21 protein-coding genes are annotated in these 25,067 nt (G+C 66.1%); 9 read left to right on the plus strand and 12 right to left on the minus strand.

Annotation, left to right across the window (positions count from 1 at the left end):
- Positions 1–27: 27 nt before the first annotated feature.
- Complete coding sequence (gene argB / locus QCE62_RS00670) at positions 28–927, minus strand: acetylglutamate kinase (RefSeq protein ID WP_309806951.1); 900 nt, start codon at positions 925–927, stop codon at positions 28–30.
- A gap of 154 nt (positions 928–1,081) precedes the next feature.
- Here argB and QCE62_RS00675 point away from each other — a divergent pair, with 154 nt between their 5' ends.
- The 5 genes from QCE62_RS00675 to QCE62_RS00695 all read left to right on the plus strand — a co-directional run bounded on the left by QCE62_RS00675 (position 1,082) and on the right by QCE62_RS00695 (position 6,788).
- The gene (locus QCE62_RS00675) at positions 1,082–1,309 is read left to right on the plus strand and encodes a cysteine-rich CWC family protein (RefSeq protein ID WP_309913145.1); all 228 of its coding nucleotides are present in this window, start codon (positions 1,082–1,084) and stop codon (positions 1,307–1,309) included.
- 136 nt (positions 1,310–1,445) lie between these two features.
- On the plus strand, positions 1,446–2,735 hold the full coding sequence (locus tag QCE62_RS00680; protein ID WP_309913148.1) for an ATP-binding protein: 1,290 nt from the start codon (positions 1,446–1,448) through the stop codon (positions 2,733–2,735).
- A 42-nt stretch (positions 2,736–2,777) separates the two neighbouring features.
- Entirely contained in the window at positions 2,778–3,320 is a 543-nt protein-coding gene (locus tag QCE62_RS00685) for a response regulator transcription factor (protein WP_309806955.1), read from the plus strand.
- 460 nt (positions 3,321–3,780) lie between these two features.
- The gene (locus QCE62_RS00690; protein WP_309913150.1) at positions 3,781–5,337 is read left to right on the plus strand and encodes a methyl-accepting chemotaxis protein; all 1,557 of its coding nucleotides are present in this window, start codon (positions 3,781–3,783) and stop codon (positions 5,335–5,337) included.
- A gap of 149 nt (positions 5,338–5,486) precedes the next feature.
- Positions 5,487–6,788 carry a solute carrier family 23 protein gene (locus QCE62_RS00695; protein ID WP_309913152.1) on the plus strand — a complete coding sequence of 434 codons (1,302 nt, stop codon included), beginning with the start codon at positions 5,487–5,489 and terminating at the stop codon, positions 6,786–6,788.
- A gap of 45 nt (positions 6,789–6,833) precedes the next feature.
- On the opposite strand, the gene QCE62_RS00700 is transcribed toward QCE62_RS00695, so the two are convergent.
- Positions 6,834–8,501 (minus strand): Na+/H+ antiporter, encoded by a 1,668-nt coding sequence (locus tag QCE62_RS00700; protein ID WP_309913155.1) that lies wholly within the window; start codon positions 8,499–8,501, stop codon positions 6,834–6,836.
- 386 nt (positions 8,502–8,887) lie between these two features.
- Here QCE62_RS00700 and QCE62_RS00705 point away from each other — a divergent pair, with 386 nt between their 5' ends.
- The gene (locus QCE62_RS00705) at positions 8,888–10,207 is read left to right on the plus strand and encodes an EAL domain-containing protein (protein WP_309913158.1); all 1,320 of its coding nucleotides are present in this window, start codon (positions 8,888–8,890) and stop codon (positions 10,205–10,207) included.
- A 9-nt stretch (positions 10,208–10,216) separates the two neighbouring features.
- Here the strand turns inward: QCE62_RS00705 and QCE62_RS00710 are convergent, their stop codons facing one another.
- The gene (locus tag QCE62_RS00710; RefSeq protein ID WP_309913161.1) at positions 10,217–13,795 is read right to left on the minus strand and encodes an indolepyruvate ferredoxin oxidoreductase family protein; all 3,579 of its coding nucleotides are present in this window, start codon (positions 13,793–13,795) and stop codon (positions 10,217–10,219) included.
- A gap of 247 nt (positions 13,796–14,042) precedes the next feature.
- Between QCE62_RS00710 and QCE62_RS00715 the strand changes: the two genes are divergently transcribed.
- Positions 14,043–14,687, plus strand: coding sequence for a glutathione S-transferase (locus tag QCE62_RS00715; RefSeq protein WP_309913163.1), 645 nt, complete (start codon positions 14,043–14,045; stop codon positions 14,685–14,687).
- 6 nt (positions 14,688–14,693) lie between these two features.
- Here QCE62_RS00715 and QCE62_RS00720 read toward each other — a convergent pair whose 3' ends face one another.
- The 9 genes from QCE62_RS00720 to QCE62_RS00760 form a co-directional block, all read right to left on the minus strand.
- The gene (locus tag QCE62_RS00720) at positions 14,694–14,939 is read right to left on the minus strand and encodes a hypothetical protein (protein ID WP_309806962.1); all 246 of its coding nucleotides are present in this window, start codon (positions 14,937–14,939) and stop codon (positions 14,694–14,696) included.
- A gap of 60 nt (positions 14,940–14,999) precedes the next feature.
- The gene (locus QCE62_RS00725) at positions 15,000–15,221 is read right to left on the minus strand and encodes a hypothetical protein (protein WP_309913166.1); all 222 of its coding nucleotides are present in this window, start codon (positions 15,219–15,221) and stop codon (positions 15,000–15,002) included.
- A gap of 77 nt (positions 15,222–15,298) precedes the next feature.
- The gene (locus tag QCE62_RS00730) at positions 15,299–16,210 is read right to left on the minus strand and encodes a carbohydrate kinase (RefSeq protein WP_309913169.1); all 912 of its coding nucleotides are present in this window, start codon (positions 16,208–16,210) and stop codon (positions 15,299–15,301) included.
- A 5-nt stretch (positions 16,211–16,215) separates the two neighbouring features.
- Complete coding sequence (locus QCE62_RS00735; RefSeq protein ID WP_309913172.1) at positions 16,216–17,469, minus strand: AGE family epimerase/isomerase; 1,254 nt, start codon at positions 17,467–17,469, stop codon at positions 16,216–16,218.
- Positions 17,466–18,521, minus strand: a complete 1,056-nt coding sequence (locus tag QCE62_RS00740; protein WP_309913174.1) for a LacI family DNA-binding transcriptional regulator — start codon at positions 18,519–18,521, stop codon at positions 17,466–17,468. The genes QCE62_RS00735 and QCE62_RS00740 overlap by 4 nt, the downstream gene beginning before the upstream one ends.
- A 197-nt stretch (positions 18,522–18,718) precedes the next feature.
- The gene (locus tag QCE62_RS00745; protein ID WP_309913177.1) at positions 18,719–19,330 is read right to left on the minus strand and encodes a class I SAM-dependent methyltransferase; all 612 of its coding nucleotides are present in this window, start codon (positions 19,328–19,330) and stop codon (positions 18,719–18,721) included.
- The gene (locus tag QCE62_RS00750; protein WP_309913180.1) at positions 19,327–20,130 is read right to left on the minus strand and encodes a PIG-L family deacetylase; all 804 of its coding nucleotides are present in this window, start codon (positions 20,128–20,130) and stop codon (positions 19,327–19,329) included. The genes QCE62_RS00745 and QCE62_RS00750 overlap by 4 nt, the downstream gene beginning before the upstream one ends.
- Complete coding sequence (locus QCE62_RS00755) at positions 20,118–21,167, minus strand: acyl-CoA dehydrogenase (protein ID WP_309913182.1); 1,050 nt, start codon at positions 21,165–21,167, stop codon at positions 20,118–20,120. Before QCE62_RS00755 ends, QCE62_RS00750 begins: the two co-directional genes overlap by 13 nt.
- Positions 21,168–21,458: 291 nt before the next feature.
- Positions 21,459–22,478, minus strand: a complete 1,020-nt coding sequence (locus QCE62_RS00760; protein ID WP_309913185.1) for a bile acid:sodium symporter family protein — start codon at positions 22,476–22,478, stop codon at positions 21,459–21,461.
- A 518-nt stretch (positions 22,479–22,996) separates the two neighbouring features.
- On the opposite strand from QCE62_RS00760, the gene QCE62_RS00765 reads away from it, so the two are divergent.
- Together QCE62_RS00765 and QCE62_RS00770 are read left to right on the plus strand one after the other, a co-directional pair.
- A complete protein-coding gene (locus QCE62_RS00765; protein ID WP_309913187.1) occupies positions 22,997–23,365 on the plus strand; it encodes a hypothetical protein in 369 nt (122 codons plus the stop codon).
- Positions 23,366–23,879: 514 nt separating this feature from the next.
- On the plus strand, positions 23,880–24,989 hold the full coding sequence (locus QCE62_RS00770) for a porin (RefSeq protein WP_309913190.1): 1,110 nt from the start codon (positions 23,880–23,882) through the stop codon (positions 24,987–24,989).
- The last annotated feature ends 78 nt before the right edge of the window (positions 24,990–25,067 follow it).

Consider the following 25,067-nt stretch of genomic DNA (forward strand, 5'->3'; position numbering starts at 1 on the left):
CGGGCGTCGGGAGGGATGCGATGCGGCTCAATGCGAGCGGATCATCGTGCCGAACGGCTGTTCGGTCAGGATTTCGAGCAGCACCGAATGTTCGATGCGGCCGTCGATGATGTGCACCGAGCGCACGCCGCTCTTCGCGGCGTCGAGCGCGGAGGAGATCTTCGGCAGCATGCCGCCGGAGATGGTGCCGTCCGCGAACAGCGAGTCGATCTCGCGTGCGGACAGGTCCGTAAGCAGGTTGCCTTCCTTGTCCATCACGCCGGGGATGTTCGTCATCATGACGAGCTTTTCGGCGTTGAGCACGACGGCGAGCTTGCCCGCGACGAGGTCCGCGTTGATGTTGTACGAGAGGCCGTCTTCGCCGAAGCCGATGGGCGAGATGACCGGAATGAACGCGTCGTCCTGGAGCGCCTTCACGACAGCCGGATTGATCGCCTCGACTTCGCCCACCTGGCCGATGTCGATAAACTGGCCCGGATTATCGCGATCCGGCATCATCAGCTTGCGCGCGTGGATCAGGGCGCCGTCCTTGCCGGTCAGGCCCACCGCGTGACCGCCGAAGTGATTGATCAGCGTGACGATGTCCTGCTGCACTTCGCCGCCGAGCACCCATTCGACCACTTCCATGGTTTCTTCGTCGGTGACGCGCATGCCCTGGATGAAGGTGCCCTGCTTGCCGATCTTCTTCAGCGCCTGGTCGATCTGCGGACCGCCGCCGTGCACGATCACCGGATTGATGCCGACCAGCTTCAGCAGGATCACGTCGCGCGCGAAGCCCTGCTTGAGGCGCTCTTCGGTCATGGCATTGCCGCCGTATTTGATCACGACCGTCTTGCCGTGATACTGACGGATATAGGGCAGCGCCTCGGCCAGGATTTCGGCCTTCAGGGTCGGGGCGATTTGCGTGAGGTCGGGAAGCTCGGACATGGCGGCAAATGAGGCGAGGAGCGTTTAAACACGCGGAATTGTACAGGACTGACGCGACGCAGCAGGACGAATTGCCGCGTGCCGCCTCAGCGTCTCCGGCGGGCTGCCGGGCATGCGATCATCGTTCAGGCAGAACCGTGACGAGATGATGAACATGGCTTTCGAAAAGACCGCCGCACAGACGCCGCCGGTCACGCCGGCCGGCGCACAGACCTGCGCGATTTGCGGCGCGGCGTTTCGCTGCGGCGTTTTGGCCGGCGACCCGGCCTGCTGGTGCGCGGCGCTTCCGGCATTGCCGCCCGACCGGCTGCAGGCGGGCGCTACGTGCCTGTGTCCGTCGTGTCTTGCAGCCGCGCTCGAGCGTGCCGGCCTTCCCGGTTAGCAGAGCGCATGCCGTGCCGCCCGGGTGCGACAAATCGCGCCAGATGCCGCTGCAAGCCTGATGCAAGCGGGATAATGTCGCCAGGGCGCACGCCTGTGCCCGGCGTTCCGCCACGCGTCGACGGATACTCAATCAGATGCATCGCATAACCACCACCGGACGGGTCAATCTCGGTCATCTCTTCTGGCTTCGCTCGCTCGCGATCATCGGCCAGCTGACGAGCATCGCCGTCGTGCAGATCTTCTACGGCGCGAAACTGCCGCTGCCGGCCATGCTGCTCGTCATCGCGCTCGAAATGCTGTTCAACGGCCTCACCTGGCTGCGGGTCTCGCGGGCACGGCCGGAGACCAACATGGAGCTGTTCGGCCAGATGTGCGTCGATCTCGGCGCGCTCTCGGCCCTGCTGTTCCTCTCGGGCGGCGCAACCAATCCGTTTGTCACGCTCTATCTGCCGTCGCTGGCCATTGCCGCCGCGATCCTGCCGTGGGTCATGATGACCTGCCTCGCGCTGTTCGCCGTCGCCTGCTACGCGCTGCTCAGCTACAACTACGTGCCGCTCAATATGGAGAACCCGGCCAACCTGTTCGACTATTTCCGCATGGGGCTGTGGGTCAACTTCATGGTAAGCGTCGGGCTGATCGGCTGGTTCGTCGCGCGCATGTCGCGGGCGCTGCGCGTGCGCGACGCCGCCCTCGCCGACGCCCAGCAGCGCCACCTGCGCGACGAACGGGCCGTGGCGCTCGGCGTCCAGGCCGCCACGGTGGCGCACGAAATGGGCACGCCGCTGTCGACCATCGCGATGCTGTCCGAGGAACTGCGCGATTCCGCCGCCCACGACCGCAACCTCGCGCCCTACGCCGCGGATTTCGAACTGCTCGAACAGCAGATGGCGCTGTGCACGTCGGCGCTCGCGCGCCTGCGCAGCCGCGCGACCGGACCGTCCAGCCGCCAGGCGCTGGACGAATGGCTCGCCAGCTTCATCGAGCAATGGCGGCTGCGGCATCCGCAGGTGAAGTTCGCGCAGATTGGCGCGGCGCCCGCGGAGGCGTCGATCGACGACCCGGTGGCCGTCGGCCAGATCCTCACCATCCTGCTCGACAACGCGGCGCGCGCCAGCAGTGAATCAGTGACCTTGCAGGCGAGCGCCGAAACCATCGATGCCGCGCCGTGCGTGCGTTTCGACGTCGCCGACCGCGGCCCCGGCATTCCGCCCGCGTTGCGCGTGGCGCTCGGCGCGGCGCCGGTGGACAGCACGCAGGGCGGACATGGCGTCGGTCTGTATCTGGCGTTCGCGGCGGCGGCGCGGCTGGGCGGATCGATCGAACTGCACGATGGCGAGCCGCACGGCACGCGCGCGGTGCTGCGTCTGCCGAATCGCGGCGCGGCGGCGCAGGCGGAACGAACTGAACGAAGCAAGGCGGCCTGAACTCGAATCGGGACGCTACGGGTGAATCACGGAGAAAACAGCATGAGCGATACCAACTTTCTGATCATCGACGACGACGAAGTCTTTGCCGGCATCCTCGCCCGCGGTCTCACGCGGCGCGGCTACACCGCGCATCAGGCGCACGACGCGGATGAAGCCCTGAAGCTCGCGAACCAGCACAAGTTCGGGCAGATCACGGTGGACCTGCATCTCGGCAACGATTCCGGCCTGCGGCTGGTGGCGCCGCTGCGCGATCTGCAACCCGATGCGCGCATTCTCGTGCTGACCGGTTACGCGAGCATCGCGACGGCGGTGCAGGCCGTGAAGGACGGCGCGGACAACTATCTGGCGAAGCCGGCGAACGTCGAGACGATTCTCGCGGCGCTCCACGAGCAGGCCAGCGAGCAGACGGCCGAGGAAGCCATCGAGAACCCGACGCTGCTGTCCGTGGCGCGGCTCGAATGGGAACATATCCAGCGGGCGCTGGCCGAAAACAACGGCAATATCTCCGCGACGGCGCGCGCGCTCAACATGCATCGGCGCACGCTGCAGCGCAAGCTGGCGAAGAAGCCGGTACGGCAGTAAGCGGGAAGCGGCTTTTGGGGGCATGACTGTGGCGGTCTCACGCCACAGTCAAAACGCAAACCGATCGCTCAAAAAAAACGCCCAAGCCGGGGAGGCCATGGGCGGGAATCGGAGAGTTGCAACGACACCATGCGCGAACGGAATGTGCCAACTTCGTGCGCGAACATCGACACACGCGCACAAACAGCATACGTGCCGCGTTTCCCCCTCCCTATCAGAGAACTCTCAATCAAGGGAAGGTCTGGACTCAGCCGCTGCAATCAGATCGCAGCGGCCTGAAATCCCTGCTTCTGGATCACTTGTTTACAGGCGCCTTCCAGCGCATATCCCGCCCGCGTTATCTCCTCCATACGCACTCAAGAACGTCCGACGCCCAGCCGTAACCACGCTGTGCGCGGACCGGCGTTCGCGCTGCGCTGTCCATGGACGCCGTCCGTGGAGCGTGCAAGAGGAGACATCGATGAAATGGTTTGACCGCCTGTCCGTGCTCAACAAGCTGTTGCTGTCGTTCGCGGTGGTGATCCTGTTCACTGCGTGCGTGGGCGCCACCGGCGTGGTGTCGCTCGCGAAGATGAACGGCCTGATCGGCGAGATCGGCGAACGTCATCTGGACGGGGTGTATTGGGTCGAGGAAATCAACAAGCACAAGCTCGACACGGACCTCGCCGCCGCGAACCTGACTTTCGCCGACGACGCCGGCAAGACCAAACTGAAGGAAGGCATGTCGACGTCGCTCGACGACATGCACCGCGCCTTCGAACGCGTGCGTCCGACGATTCTCTCCGCCGAAGGCGCCGCGCTCTACGATGCCGCGCATCAGTCGGTGTCGGCGTGGGAGGACATTGTGCTGATGCAGATGGGCAAAAAGCCCATGCCGATCGACGTCGACCAGATGGGCCTCATTGGCCGCGCGATCGCGTCGAGCGAGAAAGCGCGCGCTTCGCTGGAGCGGCTCGCCGACTTCAAGCGCAAGCGCGCGACCGAGGCGCGCCAGCATGCGGCGTCGGAGTACGAGACGATGCGCGCCGTGATGCTGGCGCTGGTGCTCGGCGCGATGGCCGCGGGCGCGTTGCTCGCGGTGCTGATCGGCCGGCGCCTGGCGGCGCAGCTCGGCGGCGAGCCGGGCTATGCGGCGGACATCGCCGACCGCATCGCGCGCGGCGACCTGACCACGCGTGTCGCCACGCGTCCCGGCGACGAGCGCAGCATGCTCGCGAGCCTCGGCAACATGAGCGTGAAACTGGCGGACATCGTCGGCGGCATTCGTCATTCGAGCGATTCGATCCTGCATGCGTCGCGCGAGATCGCGCAGGGCAACACGGATCTGTCGCAGCGCACCGAGGAACAGGCGGCGTCGCTCGCGGAAACGGCGTCAAGCATGGAGCAGCTCACGCAGACGGTACGCCAGAACGCCGATCACGCAGATGAGGCCAGCGGTCTCGCGCGCGGCGCATCCGACATCTCGGCGCGCGGCAGCGAACTCGTCGGCGATGTGGCCGGCACCATGCGCGAGCTGGCCGCCGGGTCGAGGCGCATGACGGACATCATCGGCGTGATCGAGGGCATCGCGTTCCAGACCAACATCCTCGCGCTGAATGCGGCGGTGGAAGCGGCGCGCGCCGGAGAAGAAGGGCGCGGCTTTGCGGTGGTCGCGGGCGAAGTGCGTGCGCTCGCGCAGCGCAGCGCGACCTCGGCGAAGGAAATCAAGGAACTGATCGAGGCGTCCACGGCGCGTGTCGACAGCGGCGCGGCGCTCGCCGAACGCGCCGGCACGACGATGGCTGAGGTCACCCATGCCGTGCAGCGCGTGACGGACATCATGGCGCAGATTTCGTCGGCATCGCACGAGCAGAGTTCGGGCATCGAGCAGGTGAACCTGGCCGTCGCGCAGATGGATCAGGTGACGCAGCAGAACGCGGCGCTGGTCGAAGAGGCCGCCGCGGCCGCCGGCGCGATGGCCGATCAGGCCGAGCAGCTGAAGCACGCGGTAGCGGTGTTCACCTTGCAGCACGCCTGAGCGGGCGGGCGCGTGGCGGGCAGGCGACGCCCGAACGGCCGTATCATCGGCTCGCTTGCCACCCGACAGCCCGCTCCGTACACTCGCGCCTGATTTTTCATCAGAGCGCCGCACGGACGGCGCTTCATCGCCGCACAGGAGGCCCGCCCATGTCCGATTCCTTCTTCCCCCGCTGGCCGGTCCAGCCCGATGCCCGCGAGGGCCGCGTGGTGGCGCCCGACGAGCGTTTGCCCTGGCCGCAGATGATCGCAATGGGCGTGCAGCACGTCGTCGCGATGTTCGGCTCGACCGTGCTCGCGCCGCTCCTGATGGGCTTCGATCCCAATCTGTGCATCTTCATGTCGGGCATCGGCACGCTGCTGTTCTTCGTGCTCGTCGGCGGGCGCGTGCCGAGCTATCTCGGCTCGAGCTTCGCGTTCATCGGACTCGTGATCGCGGTGACGGGCTACGGCGGACACGGGCCGAACCTCAACATTCCGGTGGCGCTGGGCGGCATCATCGCGTGCGGCGTGGCTTACGCGATCATCGGCGTGATCGTCGCGGCGGTCGGCACGAAGTGGATCGAGGCCTTGATGCCGCCGGTCGTGACGGGCTCCATCGTCTGCGTGATCGGGCTGAATCTGGCGCCGATCGCCGTCAAGGGCGTGATGGGCAGCAGCTTCGAGTCGTGGATGGCGCTGGTCACCGTGCTGTGCGTCGGCGCGGTCGCGGTGTTCGCGCGCGGCATGGCGCAGCGCCTGCTGATCCTGATCGGCCTCGCCATTGCGTATCTCATCTATGCGGCGCTGACCAACGGCATGAGCATGGGCAAGCCCATCGACTTCGCGGTGGTCGCGAATGCCGCCTGGTTCGGCATGCCACACTTCACCGCGCCCGTGTTCGAAGCCCCCGCGATGACCCTGCTCGCGCCCGTCGCGATCATCCTGGTCGCGGAGAATCTCGGCCACATCAAGGCGGTCGGCGCGATGACCGGCAAGAGCCTCGACAAGTACATCGGCCGGGCGTTCATCGGTGACGGTCTCGCGACGATCGTTTCCGGCTTCGCAGGCGGCACTGGCGTGACGACGTATGCCGAGAACATCGGCGTGATGGCGGTCACCAAGATCTATTCGACGCTCGTGTTCGTGATCGCCGCGCTGTTCGCGATCGTGCTCGGTTTCTCGCCGAAGTTCGGCGCGCTGATCCAGACGATTCCGGGCCCGGTGCTGGGCGGCGTGTCGATCGTCGTGTTCGGGCTGATCGCGGTGACGGGCGCGCGCATCTGGGTCGTCAACAAGGTCGACTTCTCCGACAACCGCAATCTGATCGTCGCGGCGGTCACGCTCGTGCTCGGCACCGGCGATTTCACGCTGAAGCTCGGCGGCTTCGCGCTCGGCGGGATCGGGACCGCGACGTTCGGCGCGATTATTTTCTATGCGCTGCTGCGCCGTCGCGGGGCGGGGGTGGTCTGAAGCAGGTCGCCTGCCGGTCTGCGTGAACGCGCGGACTGGCGGCGCTTACCCCGCCGTCCCCCGCTTGCGGTTCACGATCGCCGTCTCCGACAGATCCACTTCCCGCAGCAGCTTGTTCAAGGTCTCGTCGTTGATGTCCTGCGCGGCGCGCAGCCGGAGCAGCTCGGCCCGCTCCGCGCGCAGCGCCGCCATCTTCAGCCGCGTTTCCATCAATTCGCTCTTCTTCGCGGCCACGCGCGGCGCTTCGTCTTCGCCGAGCGACTCCAGCCTGCGCCGGTACATGCCCATCACGCGCGCGGTGGAATCGGCGCAGCGCGCGGAAGCGGCGGCATCCATCTCCTCGACCATTTCGTCATGACTTTCGTCGATGGCGCGAATCGCCGCCTGCGCCGCGCGGCGGCGCGCCATGCGTTCCTCCGCCGCATGCGGATTACGCTCGCGCTCGATGCCGTTCAGCATGATCGGCAGCCCGACCACCGCGATCAGCAGCGACACCAGAATCACCGCCGACGCAATGAAGATCGCCAGATCGCGCCCGGCGAGCGGCGCGCCGTTGTCGAGCGTCACCGGCAGCGAGAGGACGCCCGCGAGCGTCACCGCGCCGCGCACGCCGCTGATCGTCGTCAGCGCGAGCGTCCGAAAACCCGGCTCGGCGCTTTCGAGTCCCTGCTTCGCGGTCCGGCGCGCCGCGAGCCAGCGCAGCGAATACACCCACACGAAGCGCAGCGCATACAGCGCGACCAGCGTGGCGACCACATAACCGAGCAGCAGGCCGACCTGCGCGTTGCCGTCGCGATGCGCCTCGATCAGCGCCCGCCCGAGGATGTGCGGGAACTGCAGGCCGAGCAGGATGAAGACCATGCCGTTGAAGACGAACTCGATCATCGTCCAGGTGCTGGTCATGCGCACCCGCACCGCGCTCGGGAGGCTGGGGCGCAGGCTCTGGATGTTCATCACCATGCCCGCCGACACCGCCGCCAGGATGCCCGAGCACCCCGCGCGCTCGGCGACGACATAGGCGGCGAACGGAATCAGGATGGTCAGGATGACGCCCGCGGCGGGGTCGTCGTCCTCGGAGAACTTGAGCAGGCGCGCGGGAATCTCGGTCACGGCCCAGCTGATCACCGCGCCGATCGACAGCCCGCCCGCCGCGATGAGGAAGAAGCTGATGGTGGCGTCGCGCATCGAGAACATGCCGGTCAGCGCGGCGGCGATCGCGAATTTCAGCGCGACGAGGCCGGACGCGTCGTTCATCAGCGCCTCGCCTTCAAGGATGTTCATGAGGCCCGCCGGAATGCGCTTGCGTCCGGCAATGCCCGTCAACGCGACGGCGTCGGTCGGCGAGAGCACGGCGGCGAGCGCGAAGGCGACGGGCAGCGGCATCGACGGAATCATGGCGTGCAGGAAATAGCCGAGCACGCCGACGGTGAGGAACACCAGCCCGAGCGCGAGCATCAGGATCGCGCGGCGCTGCAGATAGAGCTCGCGTTTCGGAATGCGCCAGCCGTCGGCGAACAGCAGCGGCGGGATGAACAGCAGCATGAACAGATCGGGATCGAACGTGACGTGCAGCCCGAACTTCGGCCAGGCGAGACACGCGCCGATCGCAATCTGGATCAGCGGCAGCGGCAGCTTGACCGGCAGCAGGCTCAGGCCGAGGCCCGAGAGCGCCACGGCCAGCAGCAGGATGAGGACGGTAAAGACGATTTCCATATGTGCGCTACAGCACGACGCCTGCGCCCGACGGGCGCGCGCGGCGTCTAGCATTGACGGGACGAGCCGAAAGTTTAGCCCGTGCGTGCGCCGCAGGCAGCGATGGGGGCGCTTCCGCTTTTGCACCGATGCGGTGCGTTTGCACGACGAATGGCCTGAGGACGGTGCATTCCGGCGGCCAAAGCACGACGAAACGGGCCGCGCTTTGAGCATGGAGCTTGCTTTAGCGAAAGCCACGGGACACCGAGACTCCCGACGAGATCATCGAGGGCTGTTCTTATGAAGACGTTACGGGACGGATCCGGCAAGGGTCCGGCGGCAGCAACGACGCAAGGCACGCGCAGGTCGAGCGCGCTTCGCCGAACGCAGCAGGCGAGGGTATCGACATGGTGATCGCAAACCCCGAGAAGTCGACGATTTCCGCGCGCAGTTTCGAACTGGGCGTGATGTCGGGTTTCGACCGCTATTCGGTCGAGCATGGCGACTGGACGCTCTCCAGCGTGTTCCAGCCGGTCTTCAGCCTCTCGCACATGCGCGCGGTCGGCTATGAAGGCTTGCTGCGCGCGCACGACGGCTTCGATCGGCCGGTGTCGCCGCTCGACGTGTTCGGCCAGGCATCGCGCGTCGGCGAGGCGCTGCAGATCGACCGGCTCGCGCAGGCCCTGCACCTCGAAAACTTCAAGATGCTCGGCGCGCAGACCGAATGGCTGTTCCTCAACGTGCATCCGGGCGCGCTGACCGAGCCGTACCACGCCGCCGCGCTGATGGCGAACCTCAAGCGCCTGCACATCGAGCCGCGTCGCGTGGTGCTCGAAGTGCTGGAGCAAAGCGCGGAAGACATCGAGCGGCTCGCGCTCGCCGTGCAGCAGTTCCGCGAGCAGGGCTTCTTGATCGCGCTCGACGACTTCGGCGCCGGGCACACCAATATCGAGCGCATCTGGCAACTCGATCCGGATATCGTCAAGCTCGACCGCGTGATGCTGTCGCACGCGGGCCATAACGTGCACGCGCCGCTGTCGCCGCGTTCGATCAAGCAGCGGCAGAACATGGAGGCGGTGCTGTCGGGCATCGTGTCGCTGCTGCACGAGGCGGGCAAGCTCGTGCTGATCGAAGGGGTCGAGACGGAGCACGAAGCGCAGCTCGCGCTCGCCAGCGGCGCGGACTTCGTGCAGGGCTTTTTCTTTGCGCGGCCGCATCCGGGGCTCGCGGACGGCGCCCACGCACAGACGATCATCGGCGAGCTGACGGAACGCTATCGCTTGCAGACGGAAGCGCGGGAACGGCGCGTCGCCACGCGGCTGCAGCCGTATATCCGCGCCTTCGAGCGCGCGGCCGAGCGGCTCGCGGCGGGCGAACCGCTCGACGAAGTCTGCTGGAACTTCCTGGCGCTCGACAATGCCGCGCGGTGTTTCCTGCTCGACCAGAACGGCAAGCAGAGCGGCCGCAATGTCGTGCTGCGCGCGGATCGCGCGGCGCACGAGGCGCGCTTCCTGCCGCTGATCGACGCGCAGGGCGCCAACTGGCTGCGCCGGCCGTACTTCCGGGCGGCGCTCGGCGACCCGGAGCGGGTCCACGTGACGAAGCCGTATCTGTCGATCAACGAGGCGATGCCGTGCGTCACGCTGTCGGTCGAGACACGTTCCGGAGGGCGGCGCTGCGTGCTGTGCGGCGACATCGACTGGCTTCCCGACGATCTCGCCGACTGAACCCGCGCCTTATTTCGCCACCACGACCGGAATGCCCTTGAGCGACGCCGCGCCCTTCATCGTATCGAGGGCGGCGCGCACGGCGTCGCCGGTCGCCGCTTCGATGCCGATGCGCGCCGCCACGTCGCGCTCGCTGCGCTTGACCATCGCGACGTTGGCCAGCTTCACGTGACCATAGCCGCGCACGCGCTCGTACAGTGACGCAAGGGCGTGCACGTCCTGGGCGTTCGCCGCGTCGAGCCGGGCGAGCGCGCGCGTCATGGTGCTTTCGAAGTCATCGGCCAGGCGGCGTTCCATGCGGCGTTCGAGCGTCCGTCCGAACACATCGAGCGGCGTGCCGCGCAGCATGCGCAGCTTCGCAAGGCCGCCGAAGACCGGCCACATCCACTGGCCGAACACTTTCTTCTTGGGCACGCCGCCATGCCCCGCGTGCGACAGCGCCGGCGGCGCGAGATTGAACTTGACGGTGTAGTTCTCGCCTGCCGTGCCTTCGAACTGCGCGGCCAGCGCGGCGCGGAACGACGGATCCGCATGCAGGCGCGCCACCTCGTATTCGTCCTTCACCGCGAGCAGCTTGTAGAACGAGATCGCGATGGCGCGTGCCAGCGCTTCGTTGCCCGCCGCCGCGTTCACCAGCTTGCGGAAACGCGTGACGTACTTCGCGCCGCCGTAGGCGAGCAGGCGTTCTTCGCGATCGCGGATGAGTTCCGGCAGCGACATCTGTTCCATCGTCACGTGCGGGGCGCTCACCTGCGCCGTCAAGGCTTCTAGCGCCGTTGGGTCCGCTGCGGCCAGGCGGCCGATGGCAAACGCCAGCTTGTTCGCGCCGACCGCGACATTGTTGAGTTCCAGAGCGCGCATCAGCGCCGCGAGCGAGAGCGGCACGAGGCCGAGCTGCCACGCGAAGCCCAGCATCAGGATGTTCGCGCCGATGGTGTCGCCCAGGAAGCGCTGCGCCAGCGCCTGTGCATCGCAACTGCGCATGGCGTCGTGCGCGCCGGGACCGGCCGCGTGACGCAGCTTGTCGAGCAGGGCATCCGCGTGAAGACTGGCCTCGGGGTTCTGCACGAAGGTGGCATTCGGAATCGCGTGCGTGTTCACGACGATCTTCGTGCGATCGTGCCGGACCGTCTGCAAGGCCTCCGGGCTCGCGCCGACCACGAGATCGCAGGCGAGCAGCAGGTCGGCCTGCTGGGTGTCGATGCGCACCTGGTTGAGCAGCGCATCGGTGGCGGCGAAGCGCACGAACGACAACACCGAGCCGCCCTTCTGCGCAAAGCCCATGAAGTCAAGCACCGACGCGCTCTTGCCTTCCAGATGCGCCGCCATGCTGATGAGCGCGCCCACCGTCACGACGCCCGTGCCGCCGACGCCCGTCACGAGGATGTCGTAGGGCGCGTCGTCGAGCCGGGTTGCGGGCGGCGTCAACGCATCGACGCGGCGCGCGAGTTCCGCCGGATCGAACGCATGGCCTTCGGCCTTTTTCAGCTTCGCGCCTTCGAGCGTGACGAAGCTCGGACAGAAGCCGTTCACGCACGAATAATCCTTGTTGCACGACGACTGGTCGATGCGGCGCTTGCGTCCCAGCTCCGTCTCGACCGGTTCCACCGACAAACAATTCGACTGCACGCCGCAATCGCCGCAGCCTTCGCAGACGGCTTCGTTGATGAACAGGCGCTTGTCCGGATCGGGAAACTCGCCTTTCTTGCGGCGGCGGCGCTTCTCCGCCGCGCAGGTCTGGTCGTAGATCAGCACGGTCACGCCCGGCGTGTCGCGCAGGCGGCGCTGGACCTCGTCGAGCTGGCCGCGGTGATGAAACGTCGTGCCGCGCGGAAACTGGTCCTCGTGGCCCTGGTACTTCTCCGGTTCGTCGCTGACAACTACCAGCAGCGCAATGCCTTCCGCTTCGACCTGACGGGCGATCTGCGGCACGGAGATGCTGCCGTCGACCGGCTGGCCGCCGGTCATCGCGACGGCGTCGTTGTAGAGGATCTTGTAGGTGATGTTGGCCTTCGCCGCCACCGCCTGACGGATCGCGAGAATGCCCGAATGGAAGTAGGTGCCGTCGCCGAGGTTCTGGAACACGTGCGGCGTTTTGGTGAACATCGAGTGCGACGCCCAGTCGACGCCTTCGCCGCCCATCTGGATCAGGCCGGTCGTGTCGCGCTCCATCCACGACGCCATGAAGTGGCAGCCGATGCCCGCATGCGCAATCGATCCTTCCGGCACCTTCGTCGACGTGTTGTGCGGGCAGCCCGAGCAGAAGTAGGGCGTGCGCTTCACGGCGTCGGCGACGTTCGAGAGAATCTGCGGCGCGACCAGATCGACCACCTTGTCGCGGCGATCCAGCGCGGGCTTGTGATGCGCAAGCCATTGCGCGAACACGGGCAGCACCCGCGACGGCCGCAGTTCGCCGAGCGCGCTCAGCAGCGCCGCGCCGTCCCGCGCATGCTTGCCGATCACCACCGGGCGGGCGCCGTCGGTGCGGTTGTACAGATGCTCCTTGATCTGCTGCTCGACGACCGGTCCTTTTTCCTCGATCACGAGCACTTCGCTCAGGCCGACGACGAACTGTTCGAGGCGCGTCGTCTCCAGCGGATACGACAGCCCGACCTTGTAGATGCGCACGCCGGCGGCGTCGAGATCGGCGACGGTCAGGTCCAGGCGGCGCAAGGCTTCCATCAGGTCGAGATGGGCCTTGCCGCAGGTGACGATGCCCACGTTGGCGCGCGGACTCGGCGCGATCCACTTGTCGATGCTGTTCGCGCGCGCGAATTGGCGCACCGCGTCGAGCTTGGCGGCGAGGCGCGCTTCGATCGTCAGGCTCGGCAGGTCCGGCCAGCGGTTGTGCAGGCCGCCGGCGGGCGGCGTGAAGTCGCCGGGCGCGGTCCAGTCGCGGCGGACGGCGTCGAGATCGACGGTCGAGCCGGATTCGACGGTCTCCGAGATCGCCTTGAAGCCGACCCACGCGCCCGAGAAGCGCGACAGCGCCCAGCCGTACAGGCCGAACTCCAGCATGTCCGCGACGTTCGACGGATTCACCACCGGCATGTGCCACGAGATCATCGTCTGGTCGCTCTGATGCGGCATCGACGACGACACGCAGCCGTGGTCGTCGCCCGCCACGACCAGCACGCCGCCATGCGGCGACGAGCCGTAGGCGTTGCCGTGCTTGAGGGCGTCGCCGGCGCGATCGACGCCCGGTCCCTTGCCGTACCACATCGCGAACACGCCATCGACGGTGCGTTCCGGGTCGGACTCCACGCGCTGCGTGCCGAGCACCGCGGTGCCGCCGAGTTCCTCGTTGATGGCGGGCAGAAAGCGCACGTCGTGCGACGCGAGCAGTTTCTTGGCCTTCCACAACTGCTGGTCCACCATGCCGAGCGGCGAGCCTCGATAACCGCTGATGAAGCCGGCGGTGTTCAGGTCCGCGGCGCGGTCCTGTTCGCGCTGCATCAGCACGAGGCGCACGAGGGCTTGCGTGCCGGTCAGGAAGATGCGGCCGTGCGTGGCGCTCAGATTGTCGCCGAGTTGATAGTCCGACAGCGCGGGAGCAAGGCAGGCATCGGCGGGGACGCGAGCGTTCATGGAATCTCCGGTCTCGTTTTGGTATGTGGGGCAACGCGTCATTCTTTGCCGCCGAAAGCGGAATGTTTTTGCGCACTGTCCGGGATTCGGGCGAAATCGAGAAGCAGATGGATCAATTGCCGCTGATGCGAGAGAAATCTTCTCGATCTGGCTCGCGTGCGCGTTAACCCGGATCGTTCAGACCACGTCGGATGGAGTTTTGGGACTAACCTGAACGACACTGAAACCCGCGAAGAAGACGAGACCGATGAAGCTCTACTACTGGCCGAAGACGCGCGCCTTTCGCGCGCTGTGGATGCTCGAGGAAATGCGTGTGCCGTACGAACTCGAGTACGTGAACATTCGCGCGGGTGCGCAGAACGGCGCTGACTTCAGCCGCGTCAATCCGATGTCGAAACTGCCGGCGCTCGAGGACGGCGGCGTGCGCGTGGCGGAATCGGGCGCGGTGCTGCTGTATCTGGCGGATCGCTATCCGGACAGCGGGCTGGGCGTGCCCGTCGACGATCCGGCGCGCGGTCGTTTCCTGCAATGGATGTTTTTCACCGGCTCCTGCCTGGAGCCCGCGATGGCCGAGCGCATGACCGGCGCGCCGGGCAACACGGTGGGTTTCGGCTGGGGTGATCTGGCGCGGGTCGAGCATGCGATCGAAAGCGCGCTGGAGGAGGGGCCGTGGCTGCTCGGCGAGCAGTTCACCGCCGCCGATGTACTCGCGGCGAGCACGCTGCAGATTGCGCTGGTCGCGAAGCTGATTCCGCCGGAGGGCGTGCTGTTCGAGTACGTCGAGCGCTCGCTGGCGCGCGAAGGTCATGAGCGTGCATTGGCGATCGACCGTCGCGAGGCCGCGCGGCTTGCGCCTGCTGCTCAGGCGGGCGTGGCGCACGCGTCACGCTGAGCGGAATCAGGGAAAGGCGCGCGGCTTCGGAATGCCCGCGCCGGCTTCGATATCCGCCACGCCGCGCTGATGCGCAAGCTCGACGGCTTCGGCGCGATCAACCAGCCCTTCGTCGCCGCCGACCGTCTGCCACGCCTGCACCGCCTTGTCGTGATGGCGGATTTCGTACTCCGCGTCCCAGCGCGAGCCTTGCAGCTCGACCGGTCTCACGTGGATCGCATAGACGCCGTAAAGGAAGATCTGCTCCGGCATGGTGTCCTCCATTGCAGTCAGCAGCGGCCGCGAGGCAATCAGCCAAGCGCCGCCTGGCCGCTATAGTTCGATTTCCCCGAGAATCCGGTGCGCGAGCGCGCGCGCTTCGTCGAGTGCTTCTTCTTCGTTGCCCGAGGCGGCGTCCACTTCGAAGACCTTCGCCTCGGTGTCCTCGCCGTCGTCGCGCGTGAGCGAAACGAGGCCCTGGAACTGACCGTCGTCGATGGCGCGCACGCCGATCTGCGCGGTGTAGATGCCTTTCGTGTAGGTGGTGTCTTCCATGGTGGATACGCCTCCGGGCAAGGACGAATCCATGCTAGCACGCGGATATGCGACGCGTATGACGCCGTCCTGCCGCTTTATTTCAGCAGCGCTTCGACTTCGTCGAGCGTCGGCGAATGCGCACCCGAATGACGACAGGCCGCCGCACCCGCCGCGAGCGCGAACCTCAGATGCTCCGGCCAGTCGCCGTGGCGCGCCATCAGGCTGTAGAGCAATCCGCCGATGGAAGCATCGCCGGCCCCGACCGTATCCGCCACTTCCACGCTCGGCGGACGCGCGCTGAATTGCTCGTCGCCGGCGTAGAGCGTGGCCTGCGCGGAGCCGCGCGTGACGAGCAGGGTGGCCTGCGGATTCATCGCGCGAATCGCGGCAAGCGCGTCCGGCTCGGATTTGTCCTTGAACAGCATGTGCAGGTCTTCGTCCGAGACCTTGATGAGGTCGGCGAGCCCGGCCATGTTGCGCAGGATCGGCTCGTAGCCGTGCTCCATCAGGTTGCGGTAGTTCGGATCGAAGCTGATTTTCACGCCGTGCTCGCGCAACTGCCGGGCGAGCGCCGCCAGCGTGGCGCCGAGCGGCTGGCGCACGAGGCTGATGCAGCCGAAGTGCGCCCACTTCACCCGCTCCATCCAGCCTTGCGGCAGGCGCGACGGATCGAAGGCGAGATCGGCGCCGTTCTCGCCCATGAAGTAATAGGTAGGCGGCTGCGTCTTGTGGACGATGGCCAGCAGCGGCGGGCGCTCGACGCGCTGCATGAAGCGCATGTCGAGGCCGGACGCGACGCTGGCTTCCCACAGGTCGTCAGAAAAGTTGTCGGTGCCGAGCGAGCCGGCGCATGCGGTCGGCAGGCCGAGGCGCGCGACCGCGCGGGCCACGTTCCAGCCCGCGCCGCCCGGACGCGAGAGCCAGCTCGACACGTCCGTGCGGATCATGTCGGTGAGGATGTCGCCGGCGGAGACGAATTGCGGGAAGGTGCTGTGCTCGCTTGCCATCGATTTCACCGTGAATGTTGTGACGGGGCGAGCGCGTTCAGCACTTCGTAGCACGCGCCCATGGTGTGATAGTCGGTCTTGCCCGCGGGACTTTTTTCGTCGCCGTACTTGCGGTTGTCGCAGGTCAGGATGCGATACCACGCGCCGTATTCGTGATCGACGAAATGCGCCCAGCTGTAGCGCCAGAGTTCGTCGTAGCAGTCCCAGAAACGCTCCCGGCCCGTGCGGGCGCCGAGCAGCGCCGCCGCCGCGAAGCTCTCCGCCTGGACCCAGAAATACTTGTCGTGGTCGCAGATCGTGTCGTCGGGACCGAAGCCGTAATACAGGCCGCCGTGCCGGCTGTCCCACGCGCGGTTGAAACCGGCGTCGAACAGTTCCACTGCGCGCGGCGCGAGCCACGGCAGCGCGCGATGCCGCTCCAGGATCAGCAGGAGCTTCGCCCATTCGGTCTGATGACCGGGCTGGAAGCCCCACGGGCGGAAGATGTTCGAACTGTCCGACTCGTTGTAGTGCCAGTCCACCGACCAGTCGGGCCGGAAGTGCTCCCACACGAGCCCGTTCGACAGCCGGGCCTGGCGCAGCGTGATGTTGCCCGCGATCTTCTCGGCGCGGTCGAGGTAGACCACATGGCCGGTTGCCTCGTAGGCGGCCAGCAGCGCCTCGGTGGCGTGCATGTTGGCGTTCTGCCCGCGATAGTCGGAAAGACCCCAGTCGGGCGTGGCTTCGTCGGCGTACAGGCCGGCGTCGGCGTCCCAGAAGCGGCGCTCCATCAGCGCGAAGGTTTCGTCGATCATTGGCCGGGCTTCGTCGATGCCCGCCATCGCCGCATGCGCGCACGCGAGCAGCACGAAGGCCATGCCGTAGCAGTGGCGCGTGCCGTCGAGGGTGTGTTTCTGGCCGTCGCGCCACTCGATTTCCCAGTCGTAGCCCTCCAGCGCCGCGTCCCAGTGCGCCGCGCGCAGGAAGCCGAACGCGTGCCGCGCGTCGTCCTGATGGCGGGCGTCGCCGAAATGCCGGTACGCCATCGCGTAGTTGAAGACGAAACGCGTGCTGCTGACGAGGTGGCGCGTCGTGGGGTTGTAGACGCTGCCGTCGTCCTTGAAGAAGTGGAAAAAGCCGCCGGACGGGTCGCGGGCGTGGGGCGCGTAGAACGCGAGCGTGTCGCGCACGTGCGCGAGCAGGAAGTCGTGGCTGCGAAAGTCGATCGCGCGTTCTGCCGGCGCTGCTTCCGCGAGGGCGGGTGAGGCAGTCATGTTCATGGCGTGCTGATGTCCTGGTTCGCGTGCTGTCTTGATGCCGGTTTCTCCTGAGGGCCCGCGCCGGAACTCGCGCGCGGGATGAAGTCGACTGCGACGAGCGTATCGGCCTGATTCGGCGGCCCCGACGTGTCCTCCAGCAGCAGTTCGACGCCGCGGCGCCCGAGCGCTTCCTTGTCGATGGCGACGGTCGAGAGCGGCGGCGTGCTCTGCGCGGCGGCGGGAATGTCGTCGAAACCCACGAACGCGATGTCTTCCGGCACGCGCAAGCCATGAGCGAGACAGACCCGCATCGCGGCGAGGGCCGCTGCATCGTTATAGGCGAAAACGGCGTCGGGCAGCGGCGCGGATTGCGCGCGTGCATCGGCGATCAGGCGTTCCATGGCGTCGGCGGCGGCGAGATCGGCTGGCAGACCCGGCTGGGTCATGATTTCGAGCATCGGATCGAACAGGAGGCCCGCGTCGAAATAAGCCTTGCGATAGCCCAGCGCGCGCTGCGCGATGCTGTGATGCGCGAGCGAGCCGCCAATGAACGCGATGCGCCGCCGCCCCGACGCGAACAGATGCTGCATCGCGAGCGAGGCGCCTCGGGCGTTGTCGATGTTGACGGAGCGGAAACCCGGCGCGCGCAGGTCGATGAGCACGGTCGGGCGCGCAAGCGCATGCAGGTGCGCGAGCAATTCCGGCTCGACGAAACCCGCGACGGCAATGGCGTCGGGCGCATGGAGCCGCATTTGTTGCGCGAGATCCTGGGTGGGGCCGGCGGTGAGCACGGATGGCACCAGCCGGCGTTCGCGGCAGGCTTCCTCGAAGCCGTTCAGCACGTGCGAGAAGAATGGGCTGACGGCGAAGTTGTTGTGTTGCCGGTGCAGCAGGAAGGTCACGCGGCGAATGCGAGTGCGCAATTGCGCGGAGTCATAGCCCAGTTGCTGCGCCACTTCGACGACGCGTATGCGCGTGGCCTCGGACAGCCCGGGTTGATTTTTGAGCGCGCGCGAAACGGTGCCGATCGAGACGCTGGCGGCGCGTGCGACATCGCGAATGGTGGTGGCCATCGTAGTGTTCCTGTCTCCGCTATGGCCGGCGCGTTTGATATTTGCTGTTTATCGCGACTGCCGGGTTTATTCTGATCTCGGCGATTGTATAGTAAAAATCGCGGCAGAAAACCCGCATCAAGCTAGGAGAAAACCACGATCACCCTGATGTATAAGCGATTCCTTGCAGTTTTTTTGTTTAGTAAAACCACAAAACATTACTCCAGACCTTCGCGTTCATGGACGGATCGCGCGTCTCGCGTCCAGACGTCGAGCACCAGGTCGTCGTCCTGATAGCGGCAAAGATGCGGCAGGCTCAGGCGGTCGCGCAGCGTGGCGTGGACATCGTCGCCGATGCGCGGCCAGCCCGCGATCTCTTTGCGCCAGTGACATGCGACAACCGCGCCGGAGGCTGACAGGCGTTCGTGCAGGAAGTCGGCGACGCGCAGCAACTGCGGCTCGTCCAGGTAATAGCCAATCTCGCTCATCACGACGAGATCCACCGAGCCGGAAGGCCAGACGTCCGGCCATTGCATCTGCTCGACACTCACGTTCGCCAGGCGCGAGATGCGCCGGCGCGTGAGTTCCACGGCTTGTTCCGCGATGTCGGCGGCAAGAAGTTCGCCGCAACGCGAGGCGAGCAACGCGGTCAGTTCACCGTTGCCGCAGCCCGGTTCGAAGGCACGCGCGTAATACTCTTCGGGCAGCGCCGCGAGCGTGAGCGCCCGCTTGCGCCGTTCGTACCAGCGCTCTCTGATTTTCCAGGGGTCTTCGCTCTCCTGATACAGGTTGTCGAAGTGCTGCTTGCTCTCGTGGCCGGGCGCGCTCATATCAGTACGACCTCGAAAGGGCGCGTGAGCCGCGCCAGCACATGATCCGGCAAGACCGGTGTGCGGCCCATCGCTGCGTCGGGCTCGATCTGGCTGCGGAAGGCCTGCACGGCCCGCAGTTTGCGCGCGTGGGTTGCTTCGTCGAGCACGATCCGCCGCGCACGGCTCCAGGGCACGCGGGTGTCGTCGGGCGACGCCCAATGCCAGGTCCACAGCGGCACCTCGACACAGGGCAGCTCCAGCGCACCCGCGGCTGCGTGTACGGCACGCCCGGCGGCTTCGTGATCGGGATGGCCGTCGTTGCGCCAGGTGGTGAATACCACGTCACCGGGTTGCAGAAGCCGCGACAGGCGCTCCGCCAGGACCGGTTCGAACTGCCTGGCGCCGCCGTCCTGCAGTCCGAGCCGGACAACCTGTACCTGACGCAGATGCAGGCGTTGCAGCGCGTCCTTGGTTTCCTGCGGGCGTTCCCGTGCGAGCCGCTCGGCAGGCCAGCCATGCGAATCGGGATGGCTGGCGGTGCCGTCGGTGACGGCGACGATCAGGATGCTCCGGCTGAGTTGCGACAGCCGCGCGAGCAGTCCGCCGGTGCCGAGCACCTCGTCGTCCGGATGAGGCGCGACGATGACCGCGCGCGCGCCAAACGGCACGAGTTCCGCTGGCTCGACCTCCGGTAGCGCGCTAAGGCGGGCCCAGCCTTGCCATGCCGACTCGGGCGTACCGTCGCCGACGATGGCGCGGTCGTGGCCGTTGGTGTCGTGTTCGGATTCGGCTGGCGCTCTCGTGGTCACACTTGCCATGAAGTCTCTTCCTCCTCGATGACGCATTCAGCGAGCGCGGCTTCGTCGCGCTCTGCGTGGCTTTGTCGAATGAATACCGGTAGATCCGCCATCAACTGCGCGAAGTGCGGGTCGCGACACAACGGCCCGGCGCCCAGTGCACGCCCCGCGCGCTCGACGACGCGCGCCGCCGCGCGTTCCGCCGCGAGCCGGGCGCGCATCGCGTGTGCCATGGCGTGCGCATGCGGCTCGCGATCGATGTGCGTTGCGGTCTCGCGCAGCAGGGCGGCCGTTGCGCTGAGCGTCGTATCGATTGCGCCGAGGTGGGCGAGCTTGTAGGGCGCGGGGCGCTTGCGTACGTCGCGCGCGACGAACTGTGCGATGGCCGCCGCAGCACCAAACCAGCATGCGGCGATGCCCGCGCCGCCCTGCCAGAAACCGGGGCGCTCCAGATACGCGCGCGCGCCGCCGATGCGCCGCGCAGGGACGTGCTCGAAGCGCACTTCGACGCTTGCGCTGGCCCGCATGCCGACGGCGCTCCAGCCGGAGCCGCTGACCGTCACGCCGGGATGATCCAGCGCGACGGCGGCGATAATCGGCTCGCCTGCTTCGTTCCAGGCGGTCACGAGCGCGTGCGTGACGGATGCCGCCCCTGAGCACCAGGCCTTTGTGCCCTGCAATAGCACGGATTCGGCGCTTGCTTCGCCGAGGGCGGAGAGCCGTGCATCCGGTGGCTCGGCGGCCCACACGGCCCAGGCCTTGCCTGCTTCGGGTTCGTGGCCATCGAGCTCGGCGAGGATGGCGACGGCATCCGTGTGGCCTTCGTACAGCTTGACGACCGAGAGGTCAAAGCCGGCAACCGCGCCGAGCGCGCGCCACCGCGCGGCGGTTTCGCCTTGACCGGGCAGCGGCGGGCGGTCGAGCCGCGCGTCGATCAGTGCGCGTAGTGCCTGGCCCGTTGCCTCGGCGCTGCCGCGTTCAAACGGCAGCGTGGCAAGGAACGCGCGCAAGGCGCCCGCTTCCGCGCGAGGCGTGCCAAGTGTCTCTGCCCGATTCATTGTTTGCGCCCTGGCTGGTACGGCGCGCGTGCTGTTTGCATGGTTCCCTCACGGCTCTGCTGCGTGTCATGACAGAAGTGTGGCAAGGGACATGCCCGGCCGCCATTCAGCCGGAAGGCATAGGCAAAAGCGACGGATGTCCGTCAGCGAAAGTGTGCGAATGCCTGATGGAGCGCCGACGGTTTGGCTTATGCCATCCGGCCGAATCGACGGCGACGCGCAGCCGGCGTCAAATGACACAAAGGCCGCGCGGGGCGGCCTTCGTCAGGAATGGAGCGGGAATGGAACGGTTCAGCGTTGCGCGGGCGCACCGGCGCTTTCGCCTTTGCGCACGGGTTCAGCGGCGGTCTTGCGTGCGCCCCAGCGCTGCGCGAGCACGGCACAGACCATCAACTGGATCTGGTGGAACAGCATCAGCGGCAGGACCACCGCACCCACGGCGTGCGAAGCGAAGATCACTTTTGCCATTGGAATGCCTGAGGCAAGGCTCTTTTTCGAGCCGCAGAAGATGATGGTGATCTGGTCTGCGCGGCTGAAGCCCATACGCTTCGCGGTGAATGCCGTGATGAAAAGCGCCGCTGCCAGCAGCAGGATGTTGACGGCCACGAGGCCCGCGAGCGTGCCGAGCGAGATTGAATGCCAGATGCCTTCGTTCACTGCCTCGCTGAAGGCAACGTAGACGACCAGCAGGATCGAGCCCTGATCCACGAACTTGAGGATGGCGCGATGCGCGTCCACCCATCTGCCGATGGCCGGGCGCAGCAACTGTCCTGCGATGAACGGCACCAGCAGTTGCAGCGTGATATTGCCGACCGTGTGCCATGGCGAGCCCGTTGTTGCGCCGTGATTGCTCACCACGAGTCCGACGAGCGCAGGCGTGATGAAAATGCCGAGCAGACTCGAGGCCGACGCGCTGCAGACGGCCGCCGGCACGTTGCCCTTGGCCATCGAAGTGAACGCAATGGAGGACTGCACCGTGGAGGGCAAGGTGCACAGGAACAGGATGCCGGTGTAGAGCGCGGGCGTGACGAGCGGCGTCAGCACCGGTTTGAGTACGAGTCCGAGCAGGGGAAACAGCGCGAACGTGCTGAGCAGGACAACCACGTGCAGTCGCCAATGCGTTGCACCCGCCACGATGGCTTCGCGCGAGAGTTTTGCGCCGTGCAGGAAAAACAGCAATCCAATGGCGACGTTGGTGATCCAGTTGAACGCAACCGCTGCGCCGCCGCGGCACGGCAGGAGGCTGGCGAGAATGACGGTGCCGACGCGCGCCAGCGTGAAGTTGTCGGGAAGGAGTTTGGGCCGTGCCATTCAGGATTCTCGCGCGTGGGGAAACCGGTCGGTCATGCGTCGCGGTTCCAGCGTCGTATTAGTGAAAACCATGATTTTCGCCCGGGACGGATTGAATTGGCAAATTCATTTGCTGGAGTGATTAATGCGCGTGGCGCATGAAATCTTGCCTTTGAGCACCGCAATCTGTCCGCAGCGGACACACTTGCAGCGCTATCTTTCAGCAACAGAAAATCGACGATTTTCCTCACATGATTAAGCATCCAAAACGGCAGGTCGGAAGGAAAAACTCTGACGTAACATGGTGTTACAACCATCGAGCGGACATAACACTTTTTGGCTCGACTGCCGTCGCAGCGCCCAATAAATTGTTGAATACACCGGTTTGCAGGTCATGCCCATCCGTTTTCAGCGGCATGAGCTGACCGCTCCGACCAAAGCCGGTGGTTCGCTGAATGGGCAGGTTCGAGGCGCAAGCATCGAGCCACAATCCACCTGTTTGCGAACGAGGATATCGGTCGGATCTTGGCAGTTTCGACATGACGCTCACAGGCTTTCGCAACACGACCCGGCTTTTCGCAACCGCTGCGCTCGGCGCACTCGCGGTGGCGGGTTCGCTCGCGCTCGCGGGGCCGCGTGTCGAATGGCTGTCACCCGCAGTGTTCGACAACTCCGCCGCCAGCAGGCAATCGTTGCACTACACGCCTGTCTCGTCGAAAGACGGCCTGACGCCCGTCAGCGCCGAAGTCCGCACGGTCCCGCAGGTGGATCAGGCGGCTCCGTTGCACGGCGCCGGTTCCATTCGCGCCGACATCACCCGCTACAACGAAGAACGCAGCCTGCCGCGCCCGCCGGGACGGCCGTCGGATGCCGGCCGCGCGCCGGTCAACGGCAATTTCCGCAACTGATCGCTTGACGCTTCCTCGCGTGTCCTGAACCGGCACGTCGGGTGCGCTCGTCCGCGCGCGGAACGACAAAAAAATTTTCCGTCCAGTTCCGCTGTCATATTGACGCAATCTCGCCACAGTTAAGCGTCCGCTTTCTCATAAATATTTCCCTCCTTTATCCGCGCAAGGACAATGCGCCCTGCGCGGATGAATGTCGCATTTCAGTACTTCGCCAGGCTTGTTTTCTCTCGATCAGGCGCGCCCCTCTTGGCCGCGCGCCGACATGATCCGCGAGCCCCGCGCGGCTGACGGCGATGCGCCTCGCATGCGTCCCGGGCGCGCACGGCATGAAGTATCCGAATCGCTATACCCGCAATAACCAAAAACATTTTTGACCGGAAAAATGGTCCGTAAAGATGGTGCCGCTCCACACGCGATGCCTCTCTCGCCCATTCACCGTCAACCGGTCAGACGAGGCGAGTGCAACGCTCCTCGCCCGCCACGCATTCAATTTTCGACAAAGACAGGAGAGTTCATGAAGCCAACCGTCAACCGTGCGCCGAAGACTACGGTGAAGACAACGGTCAAGGCCACAGTGGTCGCCGCAGCGCTGCTCGGCATGTTCGCGGCGGGATCCGCGCAGGCGCAGTCGAGCGTTTCGCTCTACGGCCAGGTCGACGAATGGGTCGGCGCCACCAAGTTTCCGGGCAGCGATCGCGCATGGAATGTGAGCGGCGGCGGCATGTCGACGTCTTACTGGGGCATGAAGGGCGCCGAAGATCTCGGCGGCGGCTACAAGGCCATCTTCACGCTGGAAAGCTTCTTCCGCGCGCAAAACGGCCAGTACGGCCGCTTCCAGGGCGACACCTTCTTCGCGCGTAACTCCTACGTCGGCATTCAAGGCCCGATCGGAACGTTCACGGCTGGCCGCCTGACGACGCAACTCTTCGTCTCGACGATCCTGTTCAACCCCTTCGTCGATTCGTACGTGTTCTCGCCGATGGTCTATCACGTGTTTCTCGGCCAGGGCACGTTCCCGACCTACACGACGGACCAGGGCGTGACGGGCGATTCGGGCTGGAACAACGCGGTGCAGTACACATCGCCTGACTTCAATGGCCTGTCGGGCAGCGTGATGTACGCGTTCGGCAACAACGCCGGCGATGGCCGCTCCAAGAAGTACAGCGCGCAGTTCCTGTATTTCCACGGCCCGTTCGCGGCCACCGGCGTCTACCAGTACGTCAACTTCAACAACGCGCCGGGCGACCTGCCGACCTCCAACGCCTTCACGATCCCCGGCTTCAAGAGCCAGAGCGTAGGCCAGCTGGGCGCGTCGTTCGACATGAAGTTCGTCAAGTTCTTCGCGCAGTACATGTACACGAAGAACGACATCGATGTCGGCACCTTCCACGTCAACACGGGGCAAGGCGGCGTGACCGTGCCGCTCGGCCCGGGCACGGTGATGGCGTCCTACGCGTACTCGCGCAGCAACGGCGGCCTCGATCAGACGCACAAGAGCTGGGCGCTCGGCTACGACTATCCGCTCTCGAAGCGCACCGATGTCTACGCGGCCTACCTGAACGACAAGTACACCAGCATCTCGTCGGGCGATACCTTCGGCGTCGGCATCCGCGCGAAGTTCTGACACGCGCGTTTTTTGCGTCGACAAACGAAACACCGCGCCTCGTGCGCGGTGTTTTGTTTTCAGCAGCCGGCGATCGAA

The organism is Caballeronia sp. LZ033, from assembly GCF_031451265.1.
Taxonomy (GTDB): domain Bacteria; phylum Pseudomonadota; class Gammaproteobacteria; order Burkholderiales; family Burkholderiaceae; genus Caballeronia.